Source organism: Mycobacterium sp. IDUB_9 (genome assembly GCF_055419505.1).
The window spans coordinates 1,154,882-1,176,411 of record NZ_JBVAXU010000002.1 but is presented as its reverse complement, the minus strand read 5'-3'; the positions used below and the strand labels follow the sequence as shown (position 1 = coordinate 1,176,411).

At 66.2% G+C, this 21,530-nt stretch carries 21 protein-coding genes and 2 tRNA genes; 8 read left to right on the top strand and 15 right to left on the bottom strand.

What is annotated here, in order from left to right; genetic code table 11:
- The 3 genes from ACZY08_RS14350 to leuC form a co-directional block, all read right to left on the bottom strand.
- Positions 1-562 (bottom strand): HU family DNA-binding protein (locus ACZY08_RS14350; protein ID WP_463781811.1); only part of this gene is annotated, 562 nt, incomplete at its 3' end.
- Between the two features lie 215 nt (positions 563-777).
- Entirely contained in the window at positions 778-1,371 is a 594-nt protein-coding gene (gene leuD / locus ACZY08_RS14345; RefSeq protein WP_463744224.1) for a 3-isopropylmalate dehydratase small subunit, read from the bottom strand.
- A 22-nt stretch (positions 1,372-1,393) separates the two neighbouring features.
- The gene (gene leuC, locus ACZY08_RS14340; RefSeq protein WP_463744225.1) at positions 1,394-2,848 is read right to left on the bottom strand and encodes a 3-isopropylmalate dehydratase large subunit; all 1,455 of its coding nucleotides are present in this window, start codon (positions 2,846-2,848) and stop codon (positions 1,394-1,396) included.
- 118 nt (positions 2,849-2,966) lie between these two features.
- On the opposite strand from leuC, the gene ACZY08_RS14335 reads away from it, so the two are divergent.
- Positions 2,967-3,668 (top strand): IclR family transcriptional regulator, encoded by a 702-nt coding sequence (locus tag ACZY08_RS14335; RefSeq protein WP_463744226.1) that lies wholly within the window; start codon positions 2,967-2,969, stop codon positions 3,666-3,668.
- A 201-nt stretch (positions 3,669-3,869) separates the two neighbouring features.
- On the opposite strand, the gene ACZY08_RS14330 is transcribed toward ACZY08_RS14335, so the two are convergent.
- The 5 genes from ACZY08_RS14330 to ACZY08_RS14310 form a co-directional block, all read right to left on the bottom strand.
- Positions 3,870-3,942 (bottom strand) — tRNA-Glu (locus ACZY08_RS14330).
- 57 nt (positions 3,943-3,999) lie between these two features.
- A tRNA-Gln gene (locus tag ACZY08_RS14325) sits at positions 4,000-4,074 on the bottom strand.
- Positions 4,075-4,189: 115 nt separating this feature from the next.
- Complete coding sequence (gene gltX / locus ACZY08_RS14320; protein WP_463744227.1) at positions 4,190-5,656, bottom strand: glutamate--tRNA ligase; 1,467 nt, start codon at positions 5,654-5,656, stop codon at positions 4,190-4,192.
- Between the two features lie 9 nt (positions 5,657-5,665).
- Complete coding sequence (locus ACZY08_RS14315; RefSeq protein WP_463744228.1) at positions 5,666-6,442, bottom strand: fumarylacetoacetate hydrolase family protein; 777 nt, start codon at positions 6,440-6,442, stop codon at positions 5,666-5,668.
- 52 nt (positions 6,443-6,494) lie between these two features.
- On the bottom strand, positions 6,495-7,667 hold the full coding sequence (locus tag ACZY08_RS14310) for an alpha/beta hydrolase family protein (RefSeq protein WP_463745245.1): 1,173 nt from the start codon (positions 7,665-7,667) through the stop codon (positions 6,495-6,497).
- Positions 7,668-7,757: 90 nt separating this feature from the next.
- Between ACZY08_RS14310 and ACZY08_RS14305 the strand changes: the two genes are divergently transcribed.
- A complete protein-coding gene (locus ACZY08_RS14305; protein ID WP_463744229.1) occupies positions 7,758-8,948 on the top strand; it encodes an MFS transporter in 1,191 nt (396 codons plus the stop codon).
- Positions 8,949-8,982: 34 nt separating this feature from the next.
- On the opposite strand, the gene ACZY08_RS14300 is transcribed toward ACZY08_RS14305, so the two are convergent.
- The 3 genes from ACZY08_RS14300 to serA form a co-directional block, all read right to left on the bottom strand.
- A complete protein-coding gene (locus tag ACZY08_RS14300) occupies positions 8,983-9,594 on the bottom strand; it encodes a dihydrofolate reductase family protein (protein ID WP_463744230.1) in 612 nt (203 codons plus the stop codon).
- Positions 9,595-9,732: 138 nt separating this feature from the next.
- A complete protein-coding gene (locus tag ACZY08_RS14295; RefSeq protein ID WP_463744231.1) occupies positions 9,733-10,743 on the bottom strand; it encodes a 3-isopropylmalate dehydrogenase in 1,011 nt (336 codons plus the stop codon).
- Entirely contained in the window at positions 10,740-12,326 is a 1,587-nt protein-coding gene (gene serA, locus ACZY08_RS14290) for a phosphoglycerate dehydrogenase (protein WP_463744232.1), read from the bottom strand. Before serA ends, ACZY08_RS14295 begins: the two co-directional genes overlap by 4 nt.
- A gap of 60 nt (positions 12,327-12,386) precedes the next feature.
- Between serA and ACZY08_RS14285 the strand changes: the two genes are divergently transcribed.
- The 4 genes from ACZY08_RS14285 to ACZY08_RS14270 are packed head-to-tail and all read left to right on the top strand — an operon-like array spanning position 12,387 to position 15,106.
- Complete coding sequence (locus tag ACZY08_RS14285) at positions 12,387-13,817, top strand: phytoene desaturase family protein (protein WP_463744233.1); 1,431 nt, start codon at positions 12,387-12,389, stop codon at positions 13,815-13,817.
- Entirely contained in the window at positions 13,814-14,425 is a 612-nt protein-coding gene (gene wrbA / locus ACZY08_RS14280; RefSeq protein WP_463744234.1) for an NAD(P)H:quinone oxidoreductase, read from the top strand. Before ACZY08_RS14285 ends, wrbA begins: the two co-directional genes overlap by 4 nt.
- A 15-nt stretch (positions 14,426-14,440) precedes the next feature.
- Complete coding sequence (locus ACZY08_RS14275) at positions 14,441-14,710, top strand: hypothetical protein (protein WP_463744235.1); 270 nt, start codon at positions 14,441-14,443, stop codon at positions 14,708-14,710.
- A 57-nt stretch (positions 14,711-14,767) separates the two neighbouring features.
- Complete coding sequence (locus ACZY08_RS14270; RefSeq protein WP_463744236.1) at positions 14,768-15,106, top strand: hypothetical protein; 339 nt, start codon at positions 14,768-14,770, stop codon at positions 15,104-15,106.
- Between the two features lie 72 nt (positions 15,107-15,178).
- Here the strand turns inward: ACZY08_RS14270 and ilvC are convergent, their stop codons facing one another.
- The 3 genes from ilvC to ACZY08_RS14255 form a co-directional block, all read right to left on the bottom strand.
- Positions 15,179-16,180 (bottom strand): ketol-acid reductoisomerase, encoded by a 1,002-nt coding sequence (gene ilvC / locus ACZY08_RS14265; RefSeq protein WP_463745246.1) that lies wholly within the window; start codon positions 16,178-16,180, stop codon positions 15,179-15,181.
- Positions 16,181-16,247: 67 nt separating this feature from the next.
- Positions 16,248-16,760 carry an acetolactate synthase small subunit gene (gene ilvN, locus ACZY08_RS14260; RefSeq protein WP_463744237.1) on the bottom strand — a complete coding sequence of 171 codons (513 nt, stop codon included), beginning with the start codon at positions 16,758-16,760 and terminating at the stop codon, positions 16,248-16,250.
- Positions 16,760-18,622: an acetolactate synthase large subunit gene (locus ACZY08_RS14255; protein ID WP_463744238.1), complete on the bottom strand. Its 1,863-nt coding sequence runs from the start codon at positions 18,620-18,622 to the stop codon at positions 16,760-16,762. Before ACZY08_RS14255 ends, ilvN begins: the two co-directional genes overlap by 1 nt.
- 364 nt (positions 18,623-18,986) lie before the next feature.
- Here ACZY08_RS14255 and ACZY08_RS14250 point away from each other — a divergent pair, with 364 nt between their 5' ends.
- Positions 18,987-19,328 carry a PH domain-containing protein gene (locus tag ACZY08_RS14250; protein WP_463745247.1) on the top strand — a complete coding sequence of 114 codons (342 nt, stop codon included), beginning with the start codon at positions 18,987-18,989 and terminating at the stop codon, positions 19,326-19,328.
- Positions 19,329-19,352: 24 nt separating this feature from the next.
- Here the strand turns inward: ACZY08_RS14250 and ACZY08_RS14245 are convergent, their stop codons facing one another.
- Positions 19,353-20,195: a DoxX family protein gene (locus ACZY08_RS14245; protein WP_463744239.1), complete on the bottom strand. Its 843-nt coding sequence runs from the start codon at positions 20,193-20,195 to the stop codon at positions 19,353-19,355.
- Positions 20,196-20,331: 136 nt separating this feature from the next.
- On the opposite strand from ACZY08_RS14245, the gene ACZY08_RS14240 reads away from it, so the two are divergent.
- Positions 20,332-21,453 (top strand): PQQ-dependent sugar dehydrogenase, encoded by a 1,122-nt coding sequence (locus tag ACZY08_RS14240; RefSeq protein WP_463744240.1) that lies wholly within the window; start codon positions 20,332-20,334, stop codon positions 21,451-21,453.
- Positions 21,454-21,530: the final 77 nt, after the last annotated feature.

Here is a 21,530-nt window from a genome sequence, read left to right as displayed (position 1 = left end):
CCGCCTTCTTGGCGGGAGCCTTCTTGACAGCCGCCTTCTTGGCGGGCGCCTTGGTCGCGGCCTTCTTGGCCGGAGCCTTGGTCGCCGCCTTCTTGGCGGGAGCCTTCTTGACAGCCGCCTTCTTGGCGGGCGCCTTGGTCGCGGCCTTCTTGGCCGGAGCCGCCTTCTTGACAGCCGCCTTCTTGGCCGGCGCCTTCTTGGCGACGGTCTTCTTTGCGGCGGTCCGCTTGGCCGGGCCCGCGGTGACGCCGCGCTTGACGGCCGGACCGTCAGCCGGGAGGCGCTGCGCCCCAGCGACAACCGCCTTGAACTGAGCGCCCGGACGGAATGCCGGCACCGAGGTGGGCTTGACCTTCACCGTCTCGCCGGTGCGCGGGTTACGTGCCACACGGGCAGCGCGACGGCGCTGCTCGAAAACACCGAAGCCGGTGATCGTGACGCTTTCGCCCTTGTGCACCGCGCGGACGATGGTGTCCACAACGTTCTCCACCGCGGCGGTAGCCTGCCGACGATCGGTGCCCAGTTTGGTTGTGAGTACGTCGATGAGCTCCGCTTTGTTCATCCAAAACCTCCGAAACCAGTGGTCCTCCTTGGACCGACTAGAGGACACGGTAAACCCTGTGACCACTGATTTCCAAGAGCCACGCGCAATTTCAGGCGTAGCTAGCGAACAATCCGGCAATCCGCTTGCCCCACTTGGACTCCGCTCGGTCGGGTCCAGAACCGGTTTGGCAGGCGGCGATTTCGGGCGCCGAAGCGCCCGTACAGGGCCCCCGATCAGGCCGGCAGAGTATGCGGCTTCCAGGTCGGACGGCGCTTCTCGTAATCCTCGATCGAAGAGAGTTTCCGCAGCGTAAGGCCTATATCGTCGAGTCCCTCGAGCAGCCGCCAGGCCGTGTAGTCGTCAATTCTGAACGGCAACACAACCGTTCCGGCGACGACATTTCGATCTTGAAGATTCACAGTGATTTCCAGGCCCGGATTCTGCTCGATGAGCTTCCATAAGAGCTCGACATCGTCTTGGGCGACTTCGGCGGCCAATAGCCCGGCCTTACCGGCGTTGCCGCGGAAAATATCGGCGAATCGGGATGAGATAACCACCCGGAAGCCATAGTCCATGAGCGCCCAGACGGCATGTTCGCGTGACGATCCGGTGCCGAAATCTGGTCCCGCGACCAACACCGAGCCTTTGTCGAATGGCGGGAGATTCAGAATGAATGACGGGTCTGTGCGCCAGGCGGCGAATAATCCGTCTTCGAAACCTGTTCGGGTTACCCGCTTCAAATAGACCGCGGGGATGATCTGGTCGGTGTCGACATTGGACCGCCGCAGCGGGACGCCGATACCGGTATGAGTGCTAAAAGCCTCCATCAGGCTTCTCCTTCTGGTTTTCTTAGCGGGTCGCGGCGGGCAGATCGGCAGGGGACGCCAGCTTTCCGCGTACGGCGGTGGCTGCGGCGACAGCCGGCGAGACGAGGTGCGTACGGCCCCCCTTACCCTGTCGGCCTTCGAAATTCCGGTTTGAAGTCGAGGCGCAGCGCTGGCCAGGGGACAGTTGATCAGGGTTCATGCCCAGACACATCGAGCAGCCCGCCTGACGCCATTCCGCGCCCGCGGCAGTGAATATCCCGTCGAGACCTTCCGATTCGGCCTGGGCCCGGACCCGCATCGAACCCGGTACCACCAGCATCCGCACTCCGTCGGCGACCTTGCGATCGCGCAGCACGTCGGCGACCACTCGCAGATCCTCGATCCGGCCGTTGGTGCAGGACCCGACGAAGACGGTGTCCACGGCGATATCGCGCATGGCCATCCCGGGCCGAAGATCCATGTAGGCCAAAGCCTTCTCCGCCGACTGACGCTCTCCGTCGTCGCCGATCAACTCCGGATCGGGAACCGACGCGGACAGCGGAACGCCCTGGCCCGGGTTGGTTCCCCACGTCACGAACGGGCTCAACGTGGCGGCATCCAAGTAGACCTCGGTGTCGAATTCGGCACCCTCGTCGGTACGCAACTGGCTCCATGCGGCCAGAGCAGCGTCCCAGTCGGCCCCCTGGGGCGCGTTCGGGCGGCCCTTGAGGAATTCGAAGGTGGTCTCGTCAGGGGCGACCATGCCGGCCCGGGCCCCGGCCTCGATGCTCATGTTGCAGATCGTCATCCGGCCTTCCATGGACAGCGCCTCGATGGCACTGCCCCGGTATTCGATGACGTGCCCCTGGCCGCCGCCGGTGCCGATCTTGGCGATCACGGCCAGGATGATGTCCTTGGCGCTCACCCCGGGCGGCAGTACGCCGTCCACGTTGACCGCCATGGTCTTGAACGGCTTGAGCGCCAGTGTCTGCGTGGCCATCACGTGCTCGACCTCGGAGGTGCCGATGCCCATGGCGATGGCGCCGAACGCACCGTGGGTCGAGGTGTGGCTGTCCCCACACACGACGGTCATGCCCGGCTGCGTCAGCCCCAGCTGCGGTCCGATGATGTGCACGATGCCCTGTTCGGCATCCCCCATCGAATGCAGCCGGATGCCGAATTCCTCGCAGTTGCGCCGCAATGTCTCGACCTGGGTGCGCGAAACCGGGTCCGCGATCGGCTTGTCGATGTCGACCGTGGGCACGTTGTGGTCCTCGGTGGCGATCGTCAGGTCGGGACGTCGCACCGGCCGGCCCGCCAATCGCAGGCCGTCGAATGCCTGCGGGCTGGTGACCTCGTGGACAAGATGCAGGTCGATGTAGATCAGGTCGGGCTCTTGGGCCGCGCCCTCTCCCTGACCGCGCGCCACGACGTGGTCGTCCCAAACCTTTTCGGCCAGGGTGCGCGGCTTCACTGATATCTGTGTCGATTGGTCCATCGCTACTTCTCGATTCGATTAACGGCAACGCGGGCTTGCATCAAGAGTCCGCCAGGGCTGGGAGTTACTGTCGCCATCTCGCCTGTCATCTCACAATGCGAGACGCTAGTATCTCTCTGTGAGAAATGATAGCGGCATCGGCGTTCTCGACAAAGCCGTGGGTGTGCTGCACACCGTGGCCGAGTCACCTTGCGGGCTGGCCGAACTCTGCGAACGGACCGGGCTGCCGCGGGCGACCGCGCACCGGCTGGCCGCCGGGCTCGAAACCCACCGGCTGCTGACCCGTGACGGCGACGGACGCTGGCGACTCGGCCCGGCACTGACCGAATTGGCCTCCCACGTCAACGATCCGCTCCTGGCGGCCGGGGCCGCGGTACTGCCTCGCCTCCGCGAAATAACGGGCGAGAGCGTGCAGCTGTACCGGCGCGAGGGGCAATCGCGCGTCTGCGTAGTGGCATTGGAGCCCCCGGCCGGGCTTCGCGACACCGTGCCGGTGGGCACCCACCTACCGATGACCGCCGGCTCGGGAGCCAAAGTTCTACTCGCCTACGCCGACCCGGCCACCCAACAGTCCGTGCTGCCGGCGGCCAAGTTCACCGACCGCACGCTGGCCGAGGTCCGCAAGCGTGGCTGGGCACAGAGCGCCGCCGAGCGTGAGCCCGGAGTGGCCAGCGTCTCGGCGCCCGTCCGCGACGGCCGGGGCGCGGTGATCGCCGCGGTGTCGGTGTCCGGACCGATCGACCGCATGGGCCGTCGGCCGGGGGCCCGCTGGGCTGCCGATCTTCTCGCCGCAGCCGACGCGCTGACCCGCCGACTGTGAGGCGAATCTCAATATTCTCGTGACGCCTCGGCGTGGCCGGGCCGAGCTTTGTCACGACGGCGCGGCCGTCGGGGGCCGACGCTACTCCAGCGTGATGTTCGACACCCGGAGCCACTCTGGCGTGACAAAGCGGTTGCGGACACCAAGCCCGCACAACGCAAAAGCACCCAGTTCGTGAGAACTGGGTGCTCTTACTTGTTGTACCCCCGATGGGATTCGAACCCACGCTACCGCCGTGAGAGGGCGGCGTCCTAGGCCGCTAGACGACGGGGGCTAGAACTTCCGGATGGTCAGCATAGCTCAGGCGATCTCACTGACCTAATCCGCTAGTTGGCTGGGGTACCAGGACTCGAACCTAGAATGGCGGTACCAGAAACCGCTGTGTTGCCAATTACACCATACCCCATTAATTGCCCATCACCGCAGGTCACAGGCAATTTCGATCCGATCGGCTCAGCGGGGGCTTCCCCGTTTTGCTTTTCGGGCCGACGAGCAGACTACCAAAGATCTCGGACGGTTTTTCACACCCTGCCCCGGGCGGCCCGCAACCGCTGAAGGCTGCGGTCGGCGCCCAGCAGTTCCATCGACTCGAACAGCGGCGGGCTGATCGTCGCACCGGTGACAGCGACGCGGATCGGTCCGAACGCCTTACGGGGCTTCAGCTCCAGGCCCTCCAGGAGCGCCGCCTTGAGCGCAGCCTCGATGTTGGCGGTGTTCCACTCAGAGACCCCCTCCAAGGCGCTCAGCGCGGCGTCCAGGACCGGTGCGGCTTCCTCGCGGAGTTCTTTGGCGGCGGACTTCTCGTCGATCTCGTAGGAGCCGTCGTCCAAGAACTTCAGGAGGCCCCACGCATCGCCGAGTACGACGATGCGGGTCTGGATCAGTGCGGCCGCTTCGGCGAATGCGGTGTCGTCCAAACCGGTGTCGTGACCGTGGGCGTCGAGATATGCGCGCAGCCGTGCGGTGAAATCTTCGGGCGTCAGCTGCCGGATGTGCTCGGCGTTGATCGCGTCGGCCTTCTTCTGGTCGAACCGCGCCGGGTTGGAGTTGACGTCGGCCACATCGAATGCGGCCACCATCTCGTCGAGGCTGAACACGTCGTGATCGTCGGCGATCCCCCAGCCAAGCAGCGCCAGATAGTTCAGCAGGCCCTCCGGCAGGAAGCCTCGGTCGCGGTGCAGGAACAGGTTCGACTGCGGATCGCGCTTGGACAGCTTCTTGTTGCCCTCACCGAGAACACTTGGCAAATGGGCGAACTGAGGCACCTGCTCGGCCACACCGATCCGCATCAGGGCCTGGTAGAGCGCGATCTGGCGCGGCGTCGAGGGCATGATGTCCTCGCCACGGAGCACGTGGGTGATCTTCATCAGCGCGTCGTCGACCGGGTTGACCAAGGTGTACAACGGATCTCCGTTGGCACGAGTGATCGCGAAATCCGGCACCGACCCCGCCGGAAAACTCACCGGCCCGCGCACCAGATCGGTCCAGCCGAGGTCCTCGTCGGGCATGCGCAAGCGCAGGACGGGCTTGCGGCCCTCGTCGGCAAAGGCCTTGCGCTGCTCGTCGGTGAGGTCGCGGTCGTAATTGTCGTACCCGAGTTTGGGATTGCGCCCGGCCGCCAGATGGCGCGCCTCGACCTCCTCTGGCGTCGAGTACGCCTCGTAGACCTCGCCGGCATCGAGCAGACGGGCGATCACGTCACGGTAGATCTCGCTGCGCTGCGACTGTCGGTACGGCTCGTACGGGCCGCCGGCGTCGGGGCCCTCATCCCAGTCCAGGCCCAGCCACCGCAGTGCGTCGAGGATCGCGGCGTAGCTCTCGTCGCTGTCGCGAGCAGCGTCGGTGTCCTCGATACGGAACACGAACGTCCCGCCGGTATGCCGGGCGTAGGCCCAGTTGAACAGAGCCGTGCGCACCAACCCGACGTGCGGGGTGCCGGTCGGCGACGGGCAGAACCGCACCCTGACCGGATCAGAGGGAGATGTCATCACTTACCTCTACTTCTGCTTGCGTACAACGGGATTGGTGAGAGTGCCGATGCCTTCGACGGTGACACTGACGGTGTCCCCGTCTTCGATCGGACCGACTCCCTCTGGCGTTCCGGTCAGGATCAGGTCGCCCGGCAGCAGCGTCATCACGGCCGAGACCCACTCGACGATGGCACCGATGTCGTGGATCATCAGCGAGGTTCGGCTGCGTTGGCGCACTTTCCCGTTCACCTCGGTGCGGATCTCCAGATCGGACGGATCGAGGTCCTTGACGATCCACGGGCCCACGGGGCAGAAGGTGTCGTGCCCCTTGGCCCGCATCCACTGGCCGTCCTTGGCCTGCTGGTCGCGCGCCGAGATGTCGTTGGCAATGGTGTAGCCCAGGATGTTCTCGGCAGCGCGCGCGGCGGGCACGTCCTTGCAGGGCCGCCCGATGACGATCGCCAGCTCACCCTCGTGGTGAACGGGATGGGCGTCGGCCGGCAGCTGAATCGGCACGCCTGGCCCGACGATCGCGGTGTTGGGTTTGAGGAAGATCACCGGATCCTCCGGAGCCACCCCACCCATCTCCTGGGCGTGGGCCTCATAGTTCTTCCCCATACAGATGACCTTGCTGGCCAGGATGGGTGCGAGCAGCCGGACGTCGGCCAGCGGCCAGCTCCGTCCGGTGAAGTTCGGGTTGCCGAACGGATGCTCGGCGATCTCTTTGCAGACGGCATCGGCACCGTCGCCTTCGACACTGACGAAAGCGACGCCGTCGGGACTGGCGATTCGACCTAAGTGCATTTTGACCAGGGTAGTGCTCGGCGTCGGCCGCAACGCCTCCAGTCGGACTTCGTCAACGCCCGTCGAACACCGCGGCGAGGAACGGTGTCGAATCCGGAACCGAGGCCATCACAGTCCCGGAGTGATCCTCGTCGGGATAGACCTTGAGTGTGACGTCCTGCCCGTTGGCGCGTAGCTGGTCGGCAAGCTGTTGCGACATGTTGGGCGGGACATCGCGGTCCAGCAGCCCGACGCCGAGGAAGATCGGCCGGTCGTAGCCACTGGTCGGCGTGCCCAGGTAGGTGTCGAGCGCTTCGGTCAGCCCGGGCAGCGTGGCCAGCGGCGCGCGGAAGTACGCGGTCGGCGTCATACCGGTGAGATGCTGGTCGAGTTGCGGCTTGCACAGCATCTCCGCCCTGGCGACCGCGTCGAGCCCAGCCGGGGTGAGCACGCTGTCAATGTCGAGATCAGGCCGAGCCTCCCGCAACCCGGCAAGGATGTACCCGGTGTAGCTGTTGACCGCGGGCCCGGCGTTCGGCGGCAGAACCATGTCCGGCCCGGCCTGCTGGACGACGCCCTCGACATTGAAGGGTGTCCCGGTCGCCACCACGCCGCGGTAGTCCAGACCGGCGCCTCGGCTGAATTCGGTGGCCCGGCGGGCGCTGTTGATCGCAGCCCCGCCGCCCTGCGACTGGCCCACGATGGCCCACTTGTTCGACAACGGCAGATCCATGTGGTGCATGGCGATCACCGAATCGACGACGCTGTGCGCGGTGGCGACGCTGTTGAGGTAACTCATCAGGCCGGGAGTGCCCAACCCGGCATAGTCCGAGCCGACAACGGCATAGCCCTGGCCGAGCCAGTGCGTCAGATATTCATCGTCCCGGGCACTGCGCGGTTGTGCCGAGGGAGCGCAATCGTCGCCGAGTCCCACGGTGCCGTGTGCCCACGCGATCGTCGGCCAGCCACCCTCGGGCGCCTGGCCGTGCGGAATGAACACCGCCGCGGTGCTGACTGCCGGTGAATCATGTTGATCGACAGTTGAATAGAGGATGCGGTAGGCGCTCTCCGCACCCGGCACGGACAACGCCTGATCCAGTGGGACCGTCTCGATCAGGCTGCCGGGCGCGGGAATCGGAGCGTCGTAGTGGCGGACATCCAGGCCCGACCAGTCCGGGACCGCCGCCACCGCGGTCGGCGCTGTCAGAAGTCCACACGTCAACAGGGCGGTAGCCGCAAACCACATCTTCACCGCCACAGCGTATTGCAGGTTTAGCGAGTCTCATATAATGAGACGCAAGTTCAATATTTTGAGACAGCATGAAACGATGCACCCATGTCTGTTTCGTCGATCAGCACGTTCCGCCGGTGGTCGATGTTGGCGATTGCACTGAGTGCCACCACCTGCGCCAACGTGTTCATCAACGGCGCGGCGTTCCTCATTCCGACCCTGCACGCCGAGCGCGGTCTGGATCTGGCCAAAGCGGGTCTGCTGTCGTCGATGCCGAGCTTCGGGCTCGTGGTCACCCTGATCGCGTGGGGCTACGTCGTCGACCGGGTGGGCGAGCGGATCGTGTTGACGGTGGGCTCGGCACTGACCGCGGCTGCGGCGTTCGGCGCGGCCGCTGCACATTCCCTGGTGATGGTCGGGGTGTTTCTGCTGTTGGGCGGAATGGCTGCGGCCAGCAGTAATTCGGCAAGCGGACGGGTCGTGGTGGGTTGGTTCCCCCCCGAACAGCGGGGCCTGGCCATGGGAATCCGCCAGACGGCAACACCTCTGGGAGTTGGACTGGGAGCGTTGGTCATTCCGCGCCTCGCCGAATCCCACGGTGTGGCAACCGCATTGTTGTTCCCGGCGATCGTTTGCGTGCTGGCGTCGGTGATCTGCGCTGTGGGCGTACTGGATCCGCCACGCCCGCCCCGGCACGAGGCGCCGGCCGAGCACCTGGCCAACCCGTACCGCGGCTCAAACGTGTTGTGGCGCATCCACGCCGTCTCGGTACTGCTGGTGGTGCCCCAGGGCCTGGTCTGGACGTTCACTCTGGTGTGGCTGATGAGCGATCGGGGCTGGTCTGCGGCGTCGGCCGGCACGCTGGTGACAGTCGCTCAATTGCTGGGCGCGGCAGGCCGGATCGCCGCGGGCCGCTGGTCCGATGTGGTCGGGCAGCGGCTGCGCCCGATTCGCACCATCGCGTTGGCGGCCGCGGCGACGATGGGCCTGCTGGCGCTCACCGATTGGCTGGGCTCCCCGATCAGTGTCGCCCTGATCGTGATCGCCTCGGTGATCACGGTGTCCGACAACGGTTTGGCATTCACGGCGATCGCCGAGATCGCCGGCCCGTTCTGGAGCGGACGCGCACTGGGTACCCAGAACACCAGCCAGCACCTGGCCACCGCCAGCTCGGCGCCGTTGTTCGGTGCGCTGATCGGGGTGGCGGGCTTCCCGGCGGCTTTCGCGGTGTGTGCGTTGTTGCCGTTGTTGGCGGTCCCCCTCATCCCAGCTGATCCTGTGAACGCCGAGCCATAAGCTCGCGGCGCCTGCGCGAACCGGACCAGGCGGTCTACTGCACTTCGCTCATATCCCCCGTCCCCGGGGTGCCTTCGGCCAGCCCGTAACGCAGGTACACGATGCCGTTGGGACTGGCGACCGGCGGTTCCAGCATGGTGATGTTCGTGGGCACCGCGCCTCCGTCGAACACCTTCTTCCCGGCGCCCAGCATGATCGGATGTATCCAGAGGTCGAGTCGGTCGAAGAGCTTCTCGCGCAGCAGCGTCTGCACCAGGTTCAGGCTTCCGACGACCTTCACATGCTCGTGCTTGTCGCGGATCTCGCGCACTGCAGCGGCCAGATCCGGGCCGAGCTGTGTGGAGCCGGACCACGAGAGATCCGGCTTGCCGCGGGAGGCCACGTATTTCGGGATGCTGTTGAAAAGCGTCCCGAATTCGTCGTCCTGCTGCGGCCAGTGCGCGGCGAAGATGTCGTACGTCCGCCGGCCGAGCAGGAGTGCATCGGTGCCCTCGTACGCGGTGCCGACCTGTGCGCCGGAAACATCGTCGATCAGCGGGGCCTGCCAGCCGCCGAACGAGAACCCCTCGGGATCCTCGTCAGGGCCACCCGGCGCCTGCGCGACGAGGTCCAGGGTTGCGAACATTTCGATCTCGATGAGTCCCATGCCCATACAGACCCGTGGGCGTCGGCAGACTCATCGCGGCCCTGTGCTGGGCAAGCGACTAGCAGTTCGTCGACTCTGCGGTGAGGGCGCAAAAGTGCGAGAGATGCACGCCCTCAGCGCAGAGTCGACGGCAAAGAACTACAGCAGCGAAAGGATCCGCTCGCCGACCTCGCTGGTCGAGAGCTTCGCATCGCCACGGGTGGCCAGGTGCTCGCTGACGGCCTTGTCGACCCGCGCCGCCGCGTCGGTTTCGCCGATATGGGTCAGCAGCAGCGCCACGCTCATCACCGCGGCGGTCGGATCGGCGATCCCCTGCCCGGCGATGTCGGGTGCGCTTCCGTGCACGGGCTCGAACATCGACGGGTTGGTGCCCGTCGCATCGATATTGCCCGAGGCGGCCAGGCCGATTCCGCCGGAGACCGCGGCGGCCAGGTCGGTGATGATGTCGCCGAACAGGTTGTCGGTGACGATCACGTCGAACCGGCCGGGGTCGGTGACCATGTGGATGGTGGCGGCATCGATGTGCTGGTAAGCAGTTTCGACATCCGGGTAGTCCGCACCGATCTCGTCGACGGTGCGCTTCCACAGCGAGCCGGCAAACGCCAGCACGTTGTTCTTGTGCACCAGGGTGAGGTGTTTACGCCGTGCGCGGGCTTTCTCGAACGCATAACGCACCACTCGCTCCACACCGAACCGGGTGTTGGTGGACACCTCGGTGGCGACCTCATGCGGGGTGCCCACCCGGATCGCGCCACCGGTGCCGGTGTAGGGACCTTCGGTGCCCTCACGCACCACCACGAAGTCGATCTCCGGGTTGCCGGCAAGCGGGCTGGAAACCCCGCCGAACAACTTCGACGGCCGCAGGTTCACGTGGTGGTCCAACGCGAACCGCATGTTGAGCAGCAGCCCACGTTCGAGCACACCACTCGGTACAGAAGGATCGCCGATGGCGCCCAACAGGATCGCGTCGTAGCCCTTGAGCTCCTCGACGAATCCCTCCGGCAGGGTCTCCCCCGTCGCGTGGTACCGACGCGCACCCAGGTCGTATTCCGTCCGGTCCACGCCGGGCAGGACCGCGTCGAGCACCTTCAGTGCCTCGGCGATGACCTCCGGGCCGATGCCGTCACCGGCGATTACAGCGAGTTTCATGACAGGTCCACCACTTCCAGCGTCGTGGCGTCAACCGCGGCAGAGATTGCGGAGCGCACATCCTCGGGCACATCGGTGTCCAGACGCAGCATCACGATGGCGCTGTCACCGTCGACGTCCTGGCTCAGCTGCGCAGCCAGGATGTTGACGTTGGCCCCACCCAGCAGGGTGCCGATCTTGCCCAGGGCGCCCGGCTGATCGTTGTAGTTGACGACGAGGTTGTAACCCTCGGCGCGAAGGTCGAAGTTGCGTCCGTTGATCTGGACGATCTTTTCGACCAGCTGCGGCCCGGACAGAGTGCCGGCCACATTCAGCGAGCTGCCGTCGGCGTGTACGACGCGGACGTCGACCACGCTGCGGTGGTTGGGGCTCTCGGTGGCGGTGCTGATCTCGGAGGCCACGCCACGGTCGGCGGCCAGCGTCGGCGCGTTGACGAACGTCACCTGCTCGTCGACCACCGCGGAGAACAATCCGCGCAGCGCTGACAGCTTCAGGATCTCGACGTCCTCGGAAGCCAGCTCGCCGCGCGCCTGGACGGTCAGCGACACCGGAGCCGCATCGGACAGGGCACCGGCCAGCAGGCCCAGTTTGCGTACCAGGTCCAGCCAGGGCGCCACTTCCTCGCCGACGGCCCCGCCGCCCACGTTGACCGCGTCCGGCACGAATTCGCCCGCCAACGCCAGCTTCACGCTGGCGGCCACATCGGTACCGGCCCGGTCCTGCGCCTCAGCGGTCGAGGCTCCCAGGTGCGGGGTCACGACCACCTGGGGCAGCTCGAACAGCGGGCTGTCGGTGCACGGTTCGGTGGAGAAGACGTCCAGGCCGGCGGCCCGCACATGGCCGCTGTTGATCGCATCGGCCAGGGCCTGCTCGTCGATCAGGCCACCGCGGGCGGCGTTGACGATGATGACGCCCGGCTTGGTCTTGGCCAGGTTCTCCTTGCCCAGCAGGCCGGCGGTCTCCTTGGTCTTGGGCAGGTGCACCGAGATGAAGTCGGCGCGGCCGAGCAGCTCGTCGAGCGGCAGCAACTCAATGCCGAGTTGAGCGGCGCGGGCCTGCGAGACGTAGGGGTCGTACGCCACGATGTGCGCCCCGAAGGCGGCCAGGCGCTGGGCGACCAGCTGCCCGATGCGGCCCAGGCCGACGACGCCGACGGTCTTGTCGAAGATCTCGACACCCGAGAATGACGACCGCTTCCACGTGTGTTCGCGCAGGGTCGCGTCGGCTGCGGGGATCTGGCGGGCCGTGGAAAGCAGCAGGGCCAGAGCGTGCTCAGCGGCGCTGTGGATGTTGGAGGTCGGCGCGTTGACCACGAGCACCCCGCGGGCCGTCGCTGCGTCGACGTCGACGTTGTCCAGGCCGACGCCGGCGCGGGCGACGATCTTGAGTTTGGGTGCCGCGGCGATGACCTCGGCGTCCACCGTGGTGGCGGAACGCACCAGAAGCGCGTCGGCTTCGGGTACGGCAGCGAGCAGCTTCTCGCGGTCCGGACCGTCGACCCACCTGACCTCTACCTGGTCGCCGAGGGCGGCGACGGTCGATTCCGCGAGCTTGTCGGCAATCAAAACAACGGGGAGACTCACGCGGACAGCCTAATGTGTGGGCCCTACCACAGCCGAACCGCGTGCGGTGTACTGATGGGCGTGGACGTCACAATTGTCGGCAGCGGCCCCAACGGCCTGTCTGCCGCAGTCATCTTGGCGCGGGCCGGGCTGGCCGTACGCGTCATCGAAGCCCAGTCGACCCCGGGTGGCGGCGCGCGCACGCTGCCCGACCCGGATTTTCCCGGCGTCAGCCATGACATCTGTTCGGCGGTCCACCCGCTGGCGTTGGCCTCGCCGTTCTTCGCCGCCTACGACCTGACCGCCCGTGGGGTGCAACTGGCCGTCCCCGAAATCTCCTACGCCAGCCCGCTACAGCACCGCCCGGCGGCGATCGGTTACCGCGACATCGCCCGCACGTGCGCCGAGTTGGACTCTGGAGACTCGTGGCGACGGCTGCTCGGTCCGCTGGCGGCTGACTGTGATGACGTGGTCGGTCTCATCCTCGGCGACAAGCGGTCGCTACCCCCGTCGTTGGGCGCGGCCGCGCGCGTCGCACCCCGGCTCCTGGCCCAAGGCACCCCGTTGTGGCGGTCACTCAAGGGGGAGGACGCCCGCGCACTGTTCAGTGGGGTTGCCGCACATACGATTTCAACTATGCCATCGCTGGTCTCAGGCGGCGCCGGGCTGATGCTGGCCACTCTTGGGCATGCGGTCGGATGGCCCATTCCGATCGGTGGATCACAGGCCATCCCCGACGCATTGATCGCCGATCTCACTGCGCACGGCGGCGACCTGGTCCTCGGACACGAGGTCACCGAGCCACCGTCCGGCGTGGTCATCTACGACACCGCACCGACCGCTCTGCTGTCGATCTACGGCAAGGCCCTGCCGCCTCGCTACGCCCGTGCGTTGAGCCGCTACACCTATGGCCCCGGCGTGGCGAAGGTCGATTTCGTGCTGAGTGGCGAGATCCCTTGGCGTGACCAACGTCTGGCCCAGGCCCCGACGCTGCATCTGGGCGGCAGCCGGGCACAGATGGCGTTCGCCGAGTCCGAGATCGCCGCGGGCCGCCACGCGGAGTGGCCCATGGTGCTGGCCGCACTCCCCCATGTCGCCGATCCCTCCCGCATCGATGACGCCGGCCGCCGCCCGTTGTGGACCTACGTCCACGTACCCAACAACTCCACCCTGGACCTGGCCGAGACGGTGACGGAGATCTTCGAGCGGTTCGCCCCGGGTTTCAGGGATCTGGTGGTCGCGGTCCGCAGCGTGCCCGCGTCGCGGATGGACGAGCACAACGCCAATCTGGTGGGCGGCGATATCGGCGTCGGCGGCAACAACATGGCCAGTGCGCTGCTGGGCCCCACGCCCCGGTTCGATCCCTGGACCACGCCGATTCCGAAGGCCTACCTCTGCTCGTCGGCCACCCCGCCCGGCGGTGGCGTGCACGGGATGGCCGGGTTCTATGCAGCCCGCACCGTACTGAAACGCGAGTTCGGCATCACGGATCTACCTAAGCTGGCGCCATGACCAACCCTGCACCCAAGGTCGCCGTCATCTACTACTCGGCGACAGGCCACGGCACCACCATGGCCCAACGTGTCACTGCCGCCGCCGAGTCGGCGGGGGCCGAGGTCCGACTGCGCCCCGTCGCCGAGACCGCCGATCCCGAATCGTTCGCCCACAATCCGGCGTGGACCGCCAATTATGAAGCCACCAAAGATCAACCGACCGCCACCGGCGACGACATCGTGTGGGCGGATGCGGTGATCTTCGGATCCCCCACCCGATTCGGTTCCGTCGCTTCGCAATTGCGCGGCTTTCTGGACTCGCTCGGCGGCCTGTGGTCGCAGGGCAAGCTCGCCGACAAGGTCTATGCCGGGTTCACCTCAACCAACACCGCGCACGGTGGTCAGGAGACCACGCTCCTGACGCTTTACGTCACGCTCATGCACTGGGGCGGGATCATCGTGCCACCCGGGTACACCGACCCGCTCAAGTTCGTCGACGGCAATCCGTACGGCGCGAGCCTGATCGCCAATCACGACAACATCGGCGAATTCGACGACGCCACCAACGACGCTCTGGATCACCTGGCCCGTCGGGTGGTCAGTGTGGCTGCGCGCCTGGGTTCGTAGCGAGGAGGAAACGAGATGACGACTCGATACCTACAGCAAGTGGCCGCCGCCTGCGGTGCGACCGTCGTATCGGCGGTGGTCGTGTCATGCGGCTCGGGGACACCTGTACCGAACATCGAAGAAGACGTAACGATCCCGCAGATGACGATCGGCGAGACGATAACGGGTGAGCCAAAAGGACCGGCCGGTGACACCGCAACCCCGACCACTCCGCCGACGACGCCCGAAATCCCGAAGGCCACCCCGCCGTTCACCACCCCGCCGCAGGTCGCTGTCCCGCACTGACCGCGGACAGACGATTTGGTGCCGCCGCTCCCCTGGGCCGGCACTTAGATTTGAGCGGTGAAAAGTGGCATCGCGCGGCTGGTGGGTTCGGTCCCCCACACTGATCCGATCATGAAGTTGTTCGCGGTGGGCGACATGGACCTCTATCACGTGAGCCCCCCGTTGCACGGCTACAACGTCGTCGCCGCTTCCCAGCAGCTGTGGGCCATGCGCGCGCAGTGCATCTATCCCGACGGCCGGATCGAGCCGCCCGAGCCCGACGACCCGGTGTCGACCGAGCTCTACGGCGTGCTCAGTGAAGGCCTGCAGATCGACAGCACCGAGAAGCTTCCGGGCAGCGCCGACGGCAGAAGTGTGGCCCGCACGCTGGCCGCCATGGGCTACACGATCATTTAGAAAAGCCGAAGGCCAGTTATCACACGCATTTTCGTAGCTTGCGTGCGATAACTGGCCAGTCGGTGCGAAAAATCAGGCCGTTTCGGTGATCGGCCGGTCGACCCAGCTCATCAGGTCGCGCAGCTGCTTGCCGGTGACCTCGATCGGGTGCTCGGCGTTCGCCTTGCGAAGCGCCTCGAGCTCCTTGTTGCCGCCCTCGACGTTGGCGACCAGACGCTTGACGAAGGTGCCGTCCTGGATGTCGGTCAGGATGTCCCGCATGCGCTGCTTGGTGTCGGCGTCGATGACGCGCGGACCCGACAGGTAGCCACCGAACTCCGCGGTGTCGGACACCGAGTAGTTCATGCGGGCGATGCCGCCCTCGTACATCAGGTCGACGATGAGCTTGAGCTCGTGCAGCACCTCGAAGTAGGCCATCTCCGGCGCGTAACCGGCCTCGACCATGACCTCGAAGCCCGCCTTGACCAGCTCTTCGGTGCCGCCGCACAGCACGGCCTGCTCACCGAACAGGTCGGTCTCGGTCTCTTCCTTGAAGGTGGTCTTGATGACGCCGGCGCGGGCACCACCGATCGCGGCGGCATAGGACAGCGCCAGGGCCTGACCCTCGCCCTTGGGGTCCTGGTCGACGGCGATCAGGCAGGGCACACCCTTGCCATCGACGAACTGGCGACGCACCAGGTGGCCGGGGCCCTTGGGGGCGACCATGCCGACCGTGACGTTGGCCGGGGCCTTGATCAGACCGAAGTGGATGTTGAGGCCGTGGCCGAAGAACAGCGCGTTGCCGTCCTGCAGGTTGGGCTCGATGTCGTTCTTGAAGATCTCGGCCTGCGCGGTATCGGGCGCGAGCACCATGATGACGTCGGCCCACTTGGCGACCTCGGCCGGGGTGTCGACCTCGAGGCCCTGCTCCTCGACCTTGACGCGGGACTTCGAGCCCTCTTTCAGGCCGACCTTGACCTGCACGCCCGAATCGCGCAGCGACAGCGAATGCGCGTGCCCCTGGCTGCCGTAGCCGATGACGGCGACCTTGCGACCCTGGATGATCGACAGGTCCGCGTCGGCGTCGTAAAACATCTCAACTGCCATGCGAAATTTTCCTTCTCTTTCTAGCTCTACAGCCGACTAACGCTACTTGACGTGCTTACTTCACTGCGCTGATACCACGGGGTCCCCGCGAGACCGACACCATCCCGGACTGTGCGATCTCACGGATACCGTAGGGCTCGAGGACCCGCAGCAGGGCCTCCAGCTTCTCCGAAGTGCCCGTCGCCTCGACCGTCAGGGACTCGGTCGAAACATCAACGACCTTGGCGCGGAACAGGTTCACCGCTTCGATGACCTGGCCGCGGTTGGATGCATCGGCGCGGACCTTGATCAGCGCGAGCTCGCGGGAGACCGAGTTGTCGTCCTCCTGCTCGACGATCTTGATCACGTTGATCAGCTTGTTGAGCTGCTTGGTGATCTGTTCCAGCGGCGATTCCTCGACACTGACCACGATCGTCATCCGGGACATGTGCTTCTGTTCGGTGGCACCCACAGCCAGGGACTGGATGTTGTAGCCACGGCGGGAGAACAGCGTGGCCACCCGGGCGAGAACGCCGGGTTTGTCCTCGACCAGCACCGAAAGCGTGTGGGTGGGGGTGGTGTTGCTCATCAGGCATGCCCCTCGTTGTCGTTCTCGTCGAACAGCGGCCGGATGTCGCGGGCCGCCATGATCTCGTCGTTGCTGGTACCGGCGGCGACCATCGGCCACACCTGCGCGTCGGCACCGACGACGAAGTCGATGACCACGGGGCGGTCGTTGATGGCCCGCGCCTGGTTGATGACATCTTCGACGTCCTCGGCCCGCTCGCACCGCAGCCCCACACAACCCAGTGCCTCCGCCAGCTTGACGAAGTCCGGGATCCTGCGGCTGTGTGTCGCCAGATCGGTCTGGCTGTAACGCTTTTCGTAGAACAGCGTCTGCCACTGCCGCACCATGCCCAGGTTGCCGTTGTTGATCAATGCCACCTTGATCGGCGCGCCCTCGATGGCACAGGTGGCCAGCTCCTGGTTGGTCATCTGGAAGCAGCCGTCGCCGTCGATGGCCCACACCTCGGCCTCGGGGCGGGCGAACTTGGCGCCCATGGCCGCCGGCACGGCGTAGCCCATGGTGCCCAGTCCACCCGAGTTCAGCCACGTCTTGGGGTTCTCGTACTTGACGAACTGCGCGGCCCACATCTGGTGCTGGCCCACTCCGGCGACATAGATCGCCTCGGGTCCGGCGATCTGACCGAGCTTCTCGATGACGTACTCGGGACTCAGGCTGCCGTCGCTCTGCGGGCCGTAGCTCAGCGGGAAGGTCGTCTTCAGGCCGGACAGGTACTCCCACCAGCTGTCCAATTTCAGTGCGGCACTGGTCGTTCCGTCACGGCGCAGCACCTCGATCAGATCGGTGATGACCGCTTTCACGTCACCCACGATGGGCACGTCGGCGTGCCGGTTCTTGCCGATCTCCGCGGGGTCGATGTCGGCATGGATCACCTTCGCCTCAGGGGCGAACGAGGACAGCTGACCGGTGACCCGGTCGTCGAACCGCGTGCCCAGGGCGATCAGCAGGTCGCTCTTCTGCAACGCACCCACCGCGGCCACGGTGCCGTGCATGCCCGGCATACCCAGGTGTTGCGGGTGGCTGTCCGGGAAAGCGCCGCGGGCCATGAGTGTGGTGACGACCGGGATGCCGGTCAGCTCGGCCAGCTCGAGCAGTTCGGCACTGGCCTCTCCACGGATCACCCCACCACCGACGTAGAGCACCGGCTTGTGCGCCGCGGCGATCAACTTGGCGGCCTCACGCACCTGACGGCTGTGCGGCTTGGTGTTCGGCTTGTACCCGGGCAGGTCCATCTGCGGGGGCCAGGAGAAGGTGCACTGGCCCTGCAGGATGTCCTTGGGAACATCGACGAGCACCGCGCCCGGGCGCCCCGAGCTGGCGATGTGGAAGGCCTCGGCCATCACCTGGGCGATGTCGTCGCCGTTGCGCACCAGGAAGTTGTGCTTGGTGATCGGCATGGTCATGCCGGTGATGTCGGCTTCCTGGAAGGCGTCGGTGCCGATCAGGCTGCGACCCACCTGCCCGGTGATGGCCACCACAGGGATGGAGTCCATCTGGGCGTCGGCCAGCGGAGTGATCAGGTTGGTCGCGCCGGGGCCGGACGTCGCCATCATCACGCCGACCTTGCCGGTGGCATGCGCATAGCCGCTCGCGGCGTGGCCGGCGCCCTGCTCATGCCGGACCAGCACGTGCCGAAGCTTCTGCGAGTCGAACAGCGGGTCGTAGACCGGCAGCACGGCGCCACCGGGGATGCCGAAGACGACGTCGACGCCGAGCTCTTCCAGCGACCGGACGACCGCCTGGGCGCCGGTGATCTGCTCGGGTGCCACTCGCTTGGGCTGTCCCGAATCTGATTTGGCGTTGGCTGCGCCGTTGGCAGGCGCGGTTCCCGACCGGGCTGGCGGTCGCGTTGTCGGTGCGCTCACGATGTCCTCTTCACGGTCTGCGTCACATTCCACTTGGAAATTTCAATTTTTCAATGGTTCCGGCGCGCTTGTCGGGCAAATAAAAAACCCCCGCCAGCCGGTAGCTGTACGAGGGTGGCGCGTCGATGCGGTTGCTATGCCCGGCAGAGGGCCAGCGCGGCATCAACGCGCCAACCAATTACTACGAGCAATCCGGGGGTCTGCATAGCACCTGACGGTAGCTGCCGTACAGGTTAAAGGTCAAATTGGTTCGGCACGGACCGGACGCCCGGTGACGCCGGCGGGGCGGTCCCCTGGGTGGTGCAAGGATGAACACGTGAGCGCACGATCGGCAACCGCCCCTGTCGTCATCCGGATATCGCCCATGGCGCACCTGGCAGTCGGATTCCTGACGCTGGGCCTGCTGACGCTGGTCCTGAGCAATCCGACCTGGTTCTCGGTGCTACTGGTGATCCCCATCGCGCTGTCGACGGCAATCATCCGGTACCGCACGACCGCTGATACCGACACCGTCACCGCGCGGTCGCTGACGCGCAGCCGCACAGTGTCGTGGACCGATATCAAGGGACTGCGTTTCGACCGGTCATCCTGGGCGATTGCCGATGTGAACGACGGGACCGACCTGCGCCTACCTGCGGTGACGTTCGCAACACTGCCGTTGCTCACCGAGGTGAGCGGCGGCCGCGTACCGAATCCGTACGCCTGAGATCAGTGGCCGTTCAGCACCGATTCAGCCGAGTGGGTTGCCGCCGTTGAGCAGTACCCAGATGGCGATGCCGCCGGCCACGCCGAGCACCAGGGCCACGAAGGATCCGACGAAGGGACGTCGGGCCCAGCCGCGGCCGGCGTCGAATCCGTAGCGACCTGGACCGGTCAGGATGATCGCGGCCGCGGCGACGACGACGATCAGTCGGTACTCGGTGCCGTCGGTGATGACTTCGGAGAGCCGGGCCTGTTCGTGGGCAGCCATGGCCGTGGCCAGCACCCCGTTGATCAGGTAGGCCAGCGCACCGGCGGCCGCGATCGGGGTGAACAACCCGAGGACCAGCAGCACGCCGGCGGCGATCTGCCCTCCGGTGGCCGCGTAGGTCAGGATGTCGGCGTTCCTGAAGCCCATCTCGTCCAGCGATGAGTTGAACCCGTCCAGCCCTGGGCCACCCCACCAGCCGAAGGCCTTCTGCAAGCCGTGGATGATCATCAGTCCGCCGAGCGCTACGCGCAGGATCAGCAGGCCGAGGTCCTGGGTGCCGCGCCGGCCGGCTGCCCGGACACGGTCATCAACGAACTCGTCGCGCTCGATCTCGGCCGGTTCGGCCGAGAAGGGCCCCATCGGGGCGGGACCGCCGGTTTGTACGTACGGCAGTGGCTCCGGGTCAGCGACCAGGCTGAACGCCGATTGGTCGCCGGTTTTCGAGTCGTAGCGGGGAATCGCGGTGGTCTCGAAGTCGCCGCCATAGTTTTCCGACGGCAGGTCGTCTTCGGGATCGACCAGGCTGGCCCCGGCCGGCCTGGCGGAATCGTCCGAGTAACCCGGTCGTTGCCAGGCTTGTGGGTCCTGTGGGTGGCTGGTCACAGCTGCCAGGGTAAGTGCAAGTCCGGTCCGATCCGAGCATTTACCCCGGCGCTTCCGCCTGGTATCGGGCTGCTACCGGTACGACGCGCGGTCCCGACGTGGCGCGCACTGCCGAGCGATCCGTAATCTGGCGGGCATGAAATCGCGCCGGCGGATGACGGGGGTGGCCGCCGTTCTGTGTGCCGCGATGCTTGTCGGGTCGGGCTGCGCCCGATTCGACGCGGCCCAGTCCGAGCCCTTCACCACTGCACCCAAGATGGAACCGGGGCCGACGACGACACCGCCGCCGCCGCCACCGCTGCCGGCCAAGCCGTTCCCCAAGGAATGCAAGGCAACGGGTGTGATGCAGGGCTGCCTGGACAGCACCAGCGGATTGATCATGCTGCCTGACAGCCAGTCCGCGCTGGTCGCCGAACGGCTCACCGGTGCGGTCAAGCAGGTGTCGGTGAAGGCCGAACCGAAGGTCAAAGTGATGATCCCGGTGGATCCGTCGGGCGACGGCGGACTGATGGACATCGTCTTGTCGCCGACCTACGGCCAGGACCGGCTGATGTACGCCTACGTCAGCACACCCACCGACAACCGGGTGATCCGGATCGCCGACGGCGACGTACCGAAGCCGATCCTGACCGGCATCCCCAAGGGCGCTACCGGCAATACCGGGTCGCTGACGTTCACCAGCAAGACCACCCTGCTGGTGCAGACAGGCGATGCGGGCGACCCGGCACTGGCCGCCGATCCCGGATCTCTGGCCGGCAAGGTGTTGCGCATCGAGCAGCCCACCACGGTCAACCAGGCCCCGGTCACCACGGCCCTGAGCGATTTGGGTGCCGGCGGAGGCATGTGCGTCGATTCATCGGACGGCTCGCTCTACGTCACCGACCGCACTCCCAGCGCCGACCGGTTGCAGCGGATCACCAAGGACTCGAAGGTGTCCACGGTGTGGACCTGGCCGGACCGGCCCGGTGTCGCCGGCTGCGCCGCACTGGAGGGCACAGTGTTGGTGAATCTGGTCAATCCCAAGAAGACCGTCGCAGTGCGACTGGCGCCCGATACGGGCGCGGTCACCGGAGACCCGGAGGTGGTCCGCGAGAACGTGCGCGGGCATGCGTGGGCCCTGCAGCTCTCTCCAGACGGCAACGTGTGGGGGGCGACGGTGAACCGGACTGCCGGAGATGCCGAGAACTTCGACGACGTCGTCTTCCCCCTCTTCCCGCAGGGCGGCGGCTTCCCACGGAGCAACGCCGATAACACCTGAGGCACAAGACATTTCGGCATACAACGACTCTTTGAGCCTGACCTGAGCGGCCGGCGTCAAGCGGTCGGCATGAATAC

Coding starts and splice junctions, on each gene's coding strand:
- leuC (WP_463744225.1), bottom strand. CDS start 2,848: ATGGACCAATCGACACAGATATCAGTGAAGCCGCGCACCCTGGCCGAA.
- ACZY08_RS14295 (WP_463744231.1), bottom strand. CDS start 10,743: ATGAAACTCGCTGTAATCGCCGGTGACGGCATCGGCCCGGAGGTCATC.
- ACZY08_RS14250 (WP_463745247.1), top strand. CDS start 18,987: ATGGCGCACCTGGCAGTCGGATTCCTGACGCTGGGCCTGCTGACGCTG.
- gltX (WP_463744227.1), bottom strand. CDS start 5,656: ATGACATCTCCCTCTGATCCGGTCAGGGTGCGGTTCTGCCCGTCGCCG.
- leuD (WP_463744224.1), bottom strand. CDS start 1,371: ATGGAGGCTTTTAGCACTCATACCGGTATCGGCGTCCCGCTGCGGCGG.
- ACZY08_RS14275 (WP_463744235.1), top strand. CDS start 14,441: ATGACGACTCGATACCTACAGCAAGTGGCCGCCGCCTGCGGTGCGACC.
- ACZY08_RS14305 (WP_463744229.1), top strand. CDS start 7,758: ATGTCTGTTTCGTCGATCAGCACGTTCCGCCGGTGGTCGATGTTGGCG.
- ACZY08_RS14310 (WP_463745245.1), bottom strand. CDS start 7,667: ATGTGGTTTGCGGCTACCGCCCTGTTGACGTGTGGACTTCTGACAGCG.
- ACZY08_RS14300 (WP_463744230.1), bottom strand. CDS start 9,594: ATGGGACTCATCGAGATCGAAATGTTCGCAACCCTGGACCTCGTCGCG.
- ACZY08_RS14315 (WP_463744228.1), bottom strand. CDS start 6,442: ATGCACTTAGGTCGAATCGCCAGTCCCGACGGCGTCGCTTTCGTCAGT.
- ACZY08_RS14240 (WP_463744240.1), top strand. CDS start 20,332: ATGAAATCGCGCCGGCGGATGACGGGGGTGGCCGCCGTTCTGTGTGCC.
- wrbA (WP_463744234.1), top strand. CDS start 13,814: ATGACCAACCCTGCACCCAAGGTCGCCGTCATCTACTACTCGGCGACA.
- ilvN (WP_463744237.1), bottom strand. CDS start 16,760: ATGAGCAACACCACCCCCACCCACACGCTTTCGGTGCTGGTCGAGGAC.
- ilvC (WP_463745246.1), bottom strand. CDS start 16,180: ATGTTTTACGACGCCGACGCGGACCTGTCGATCATCCAGGGTCGCAAG.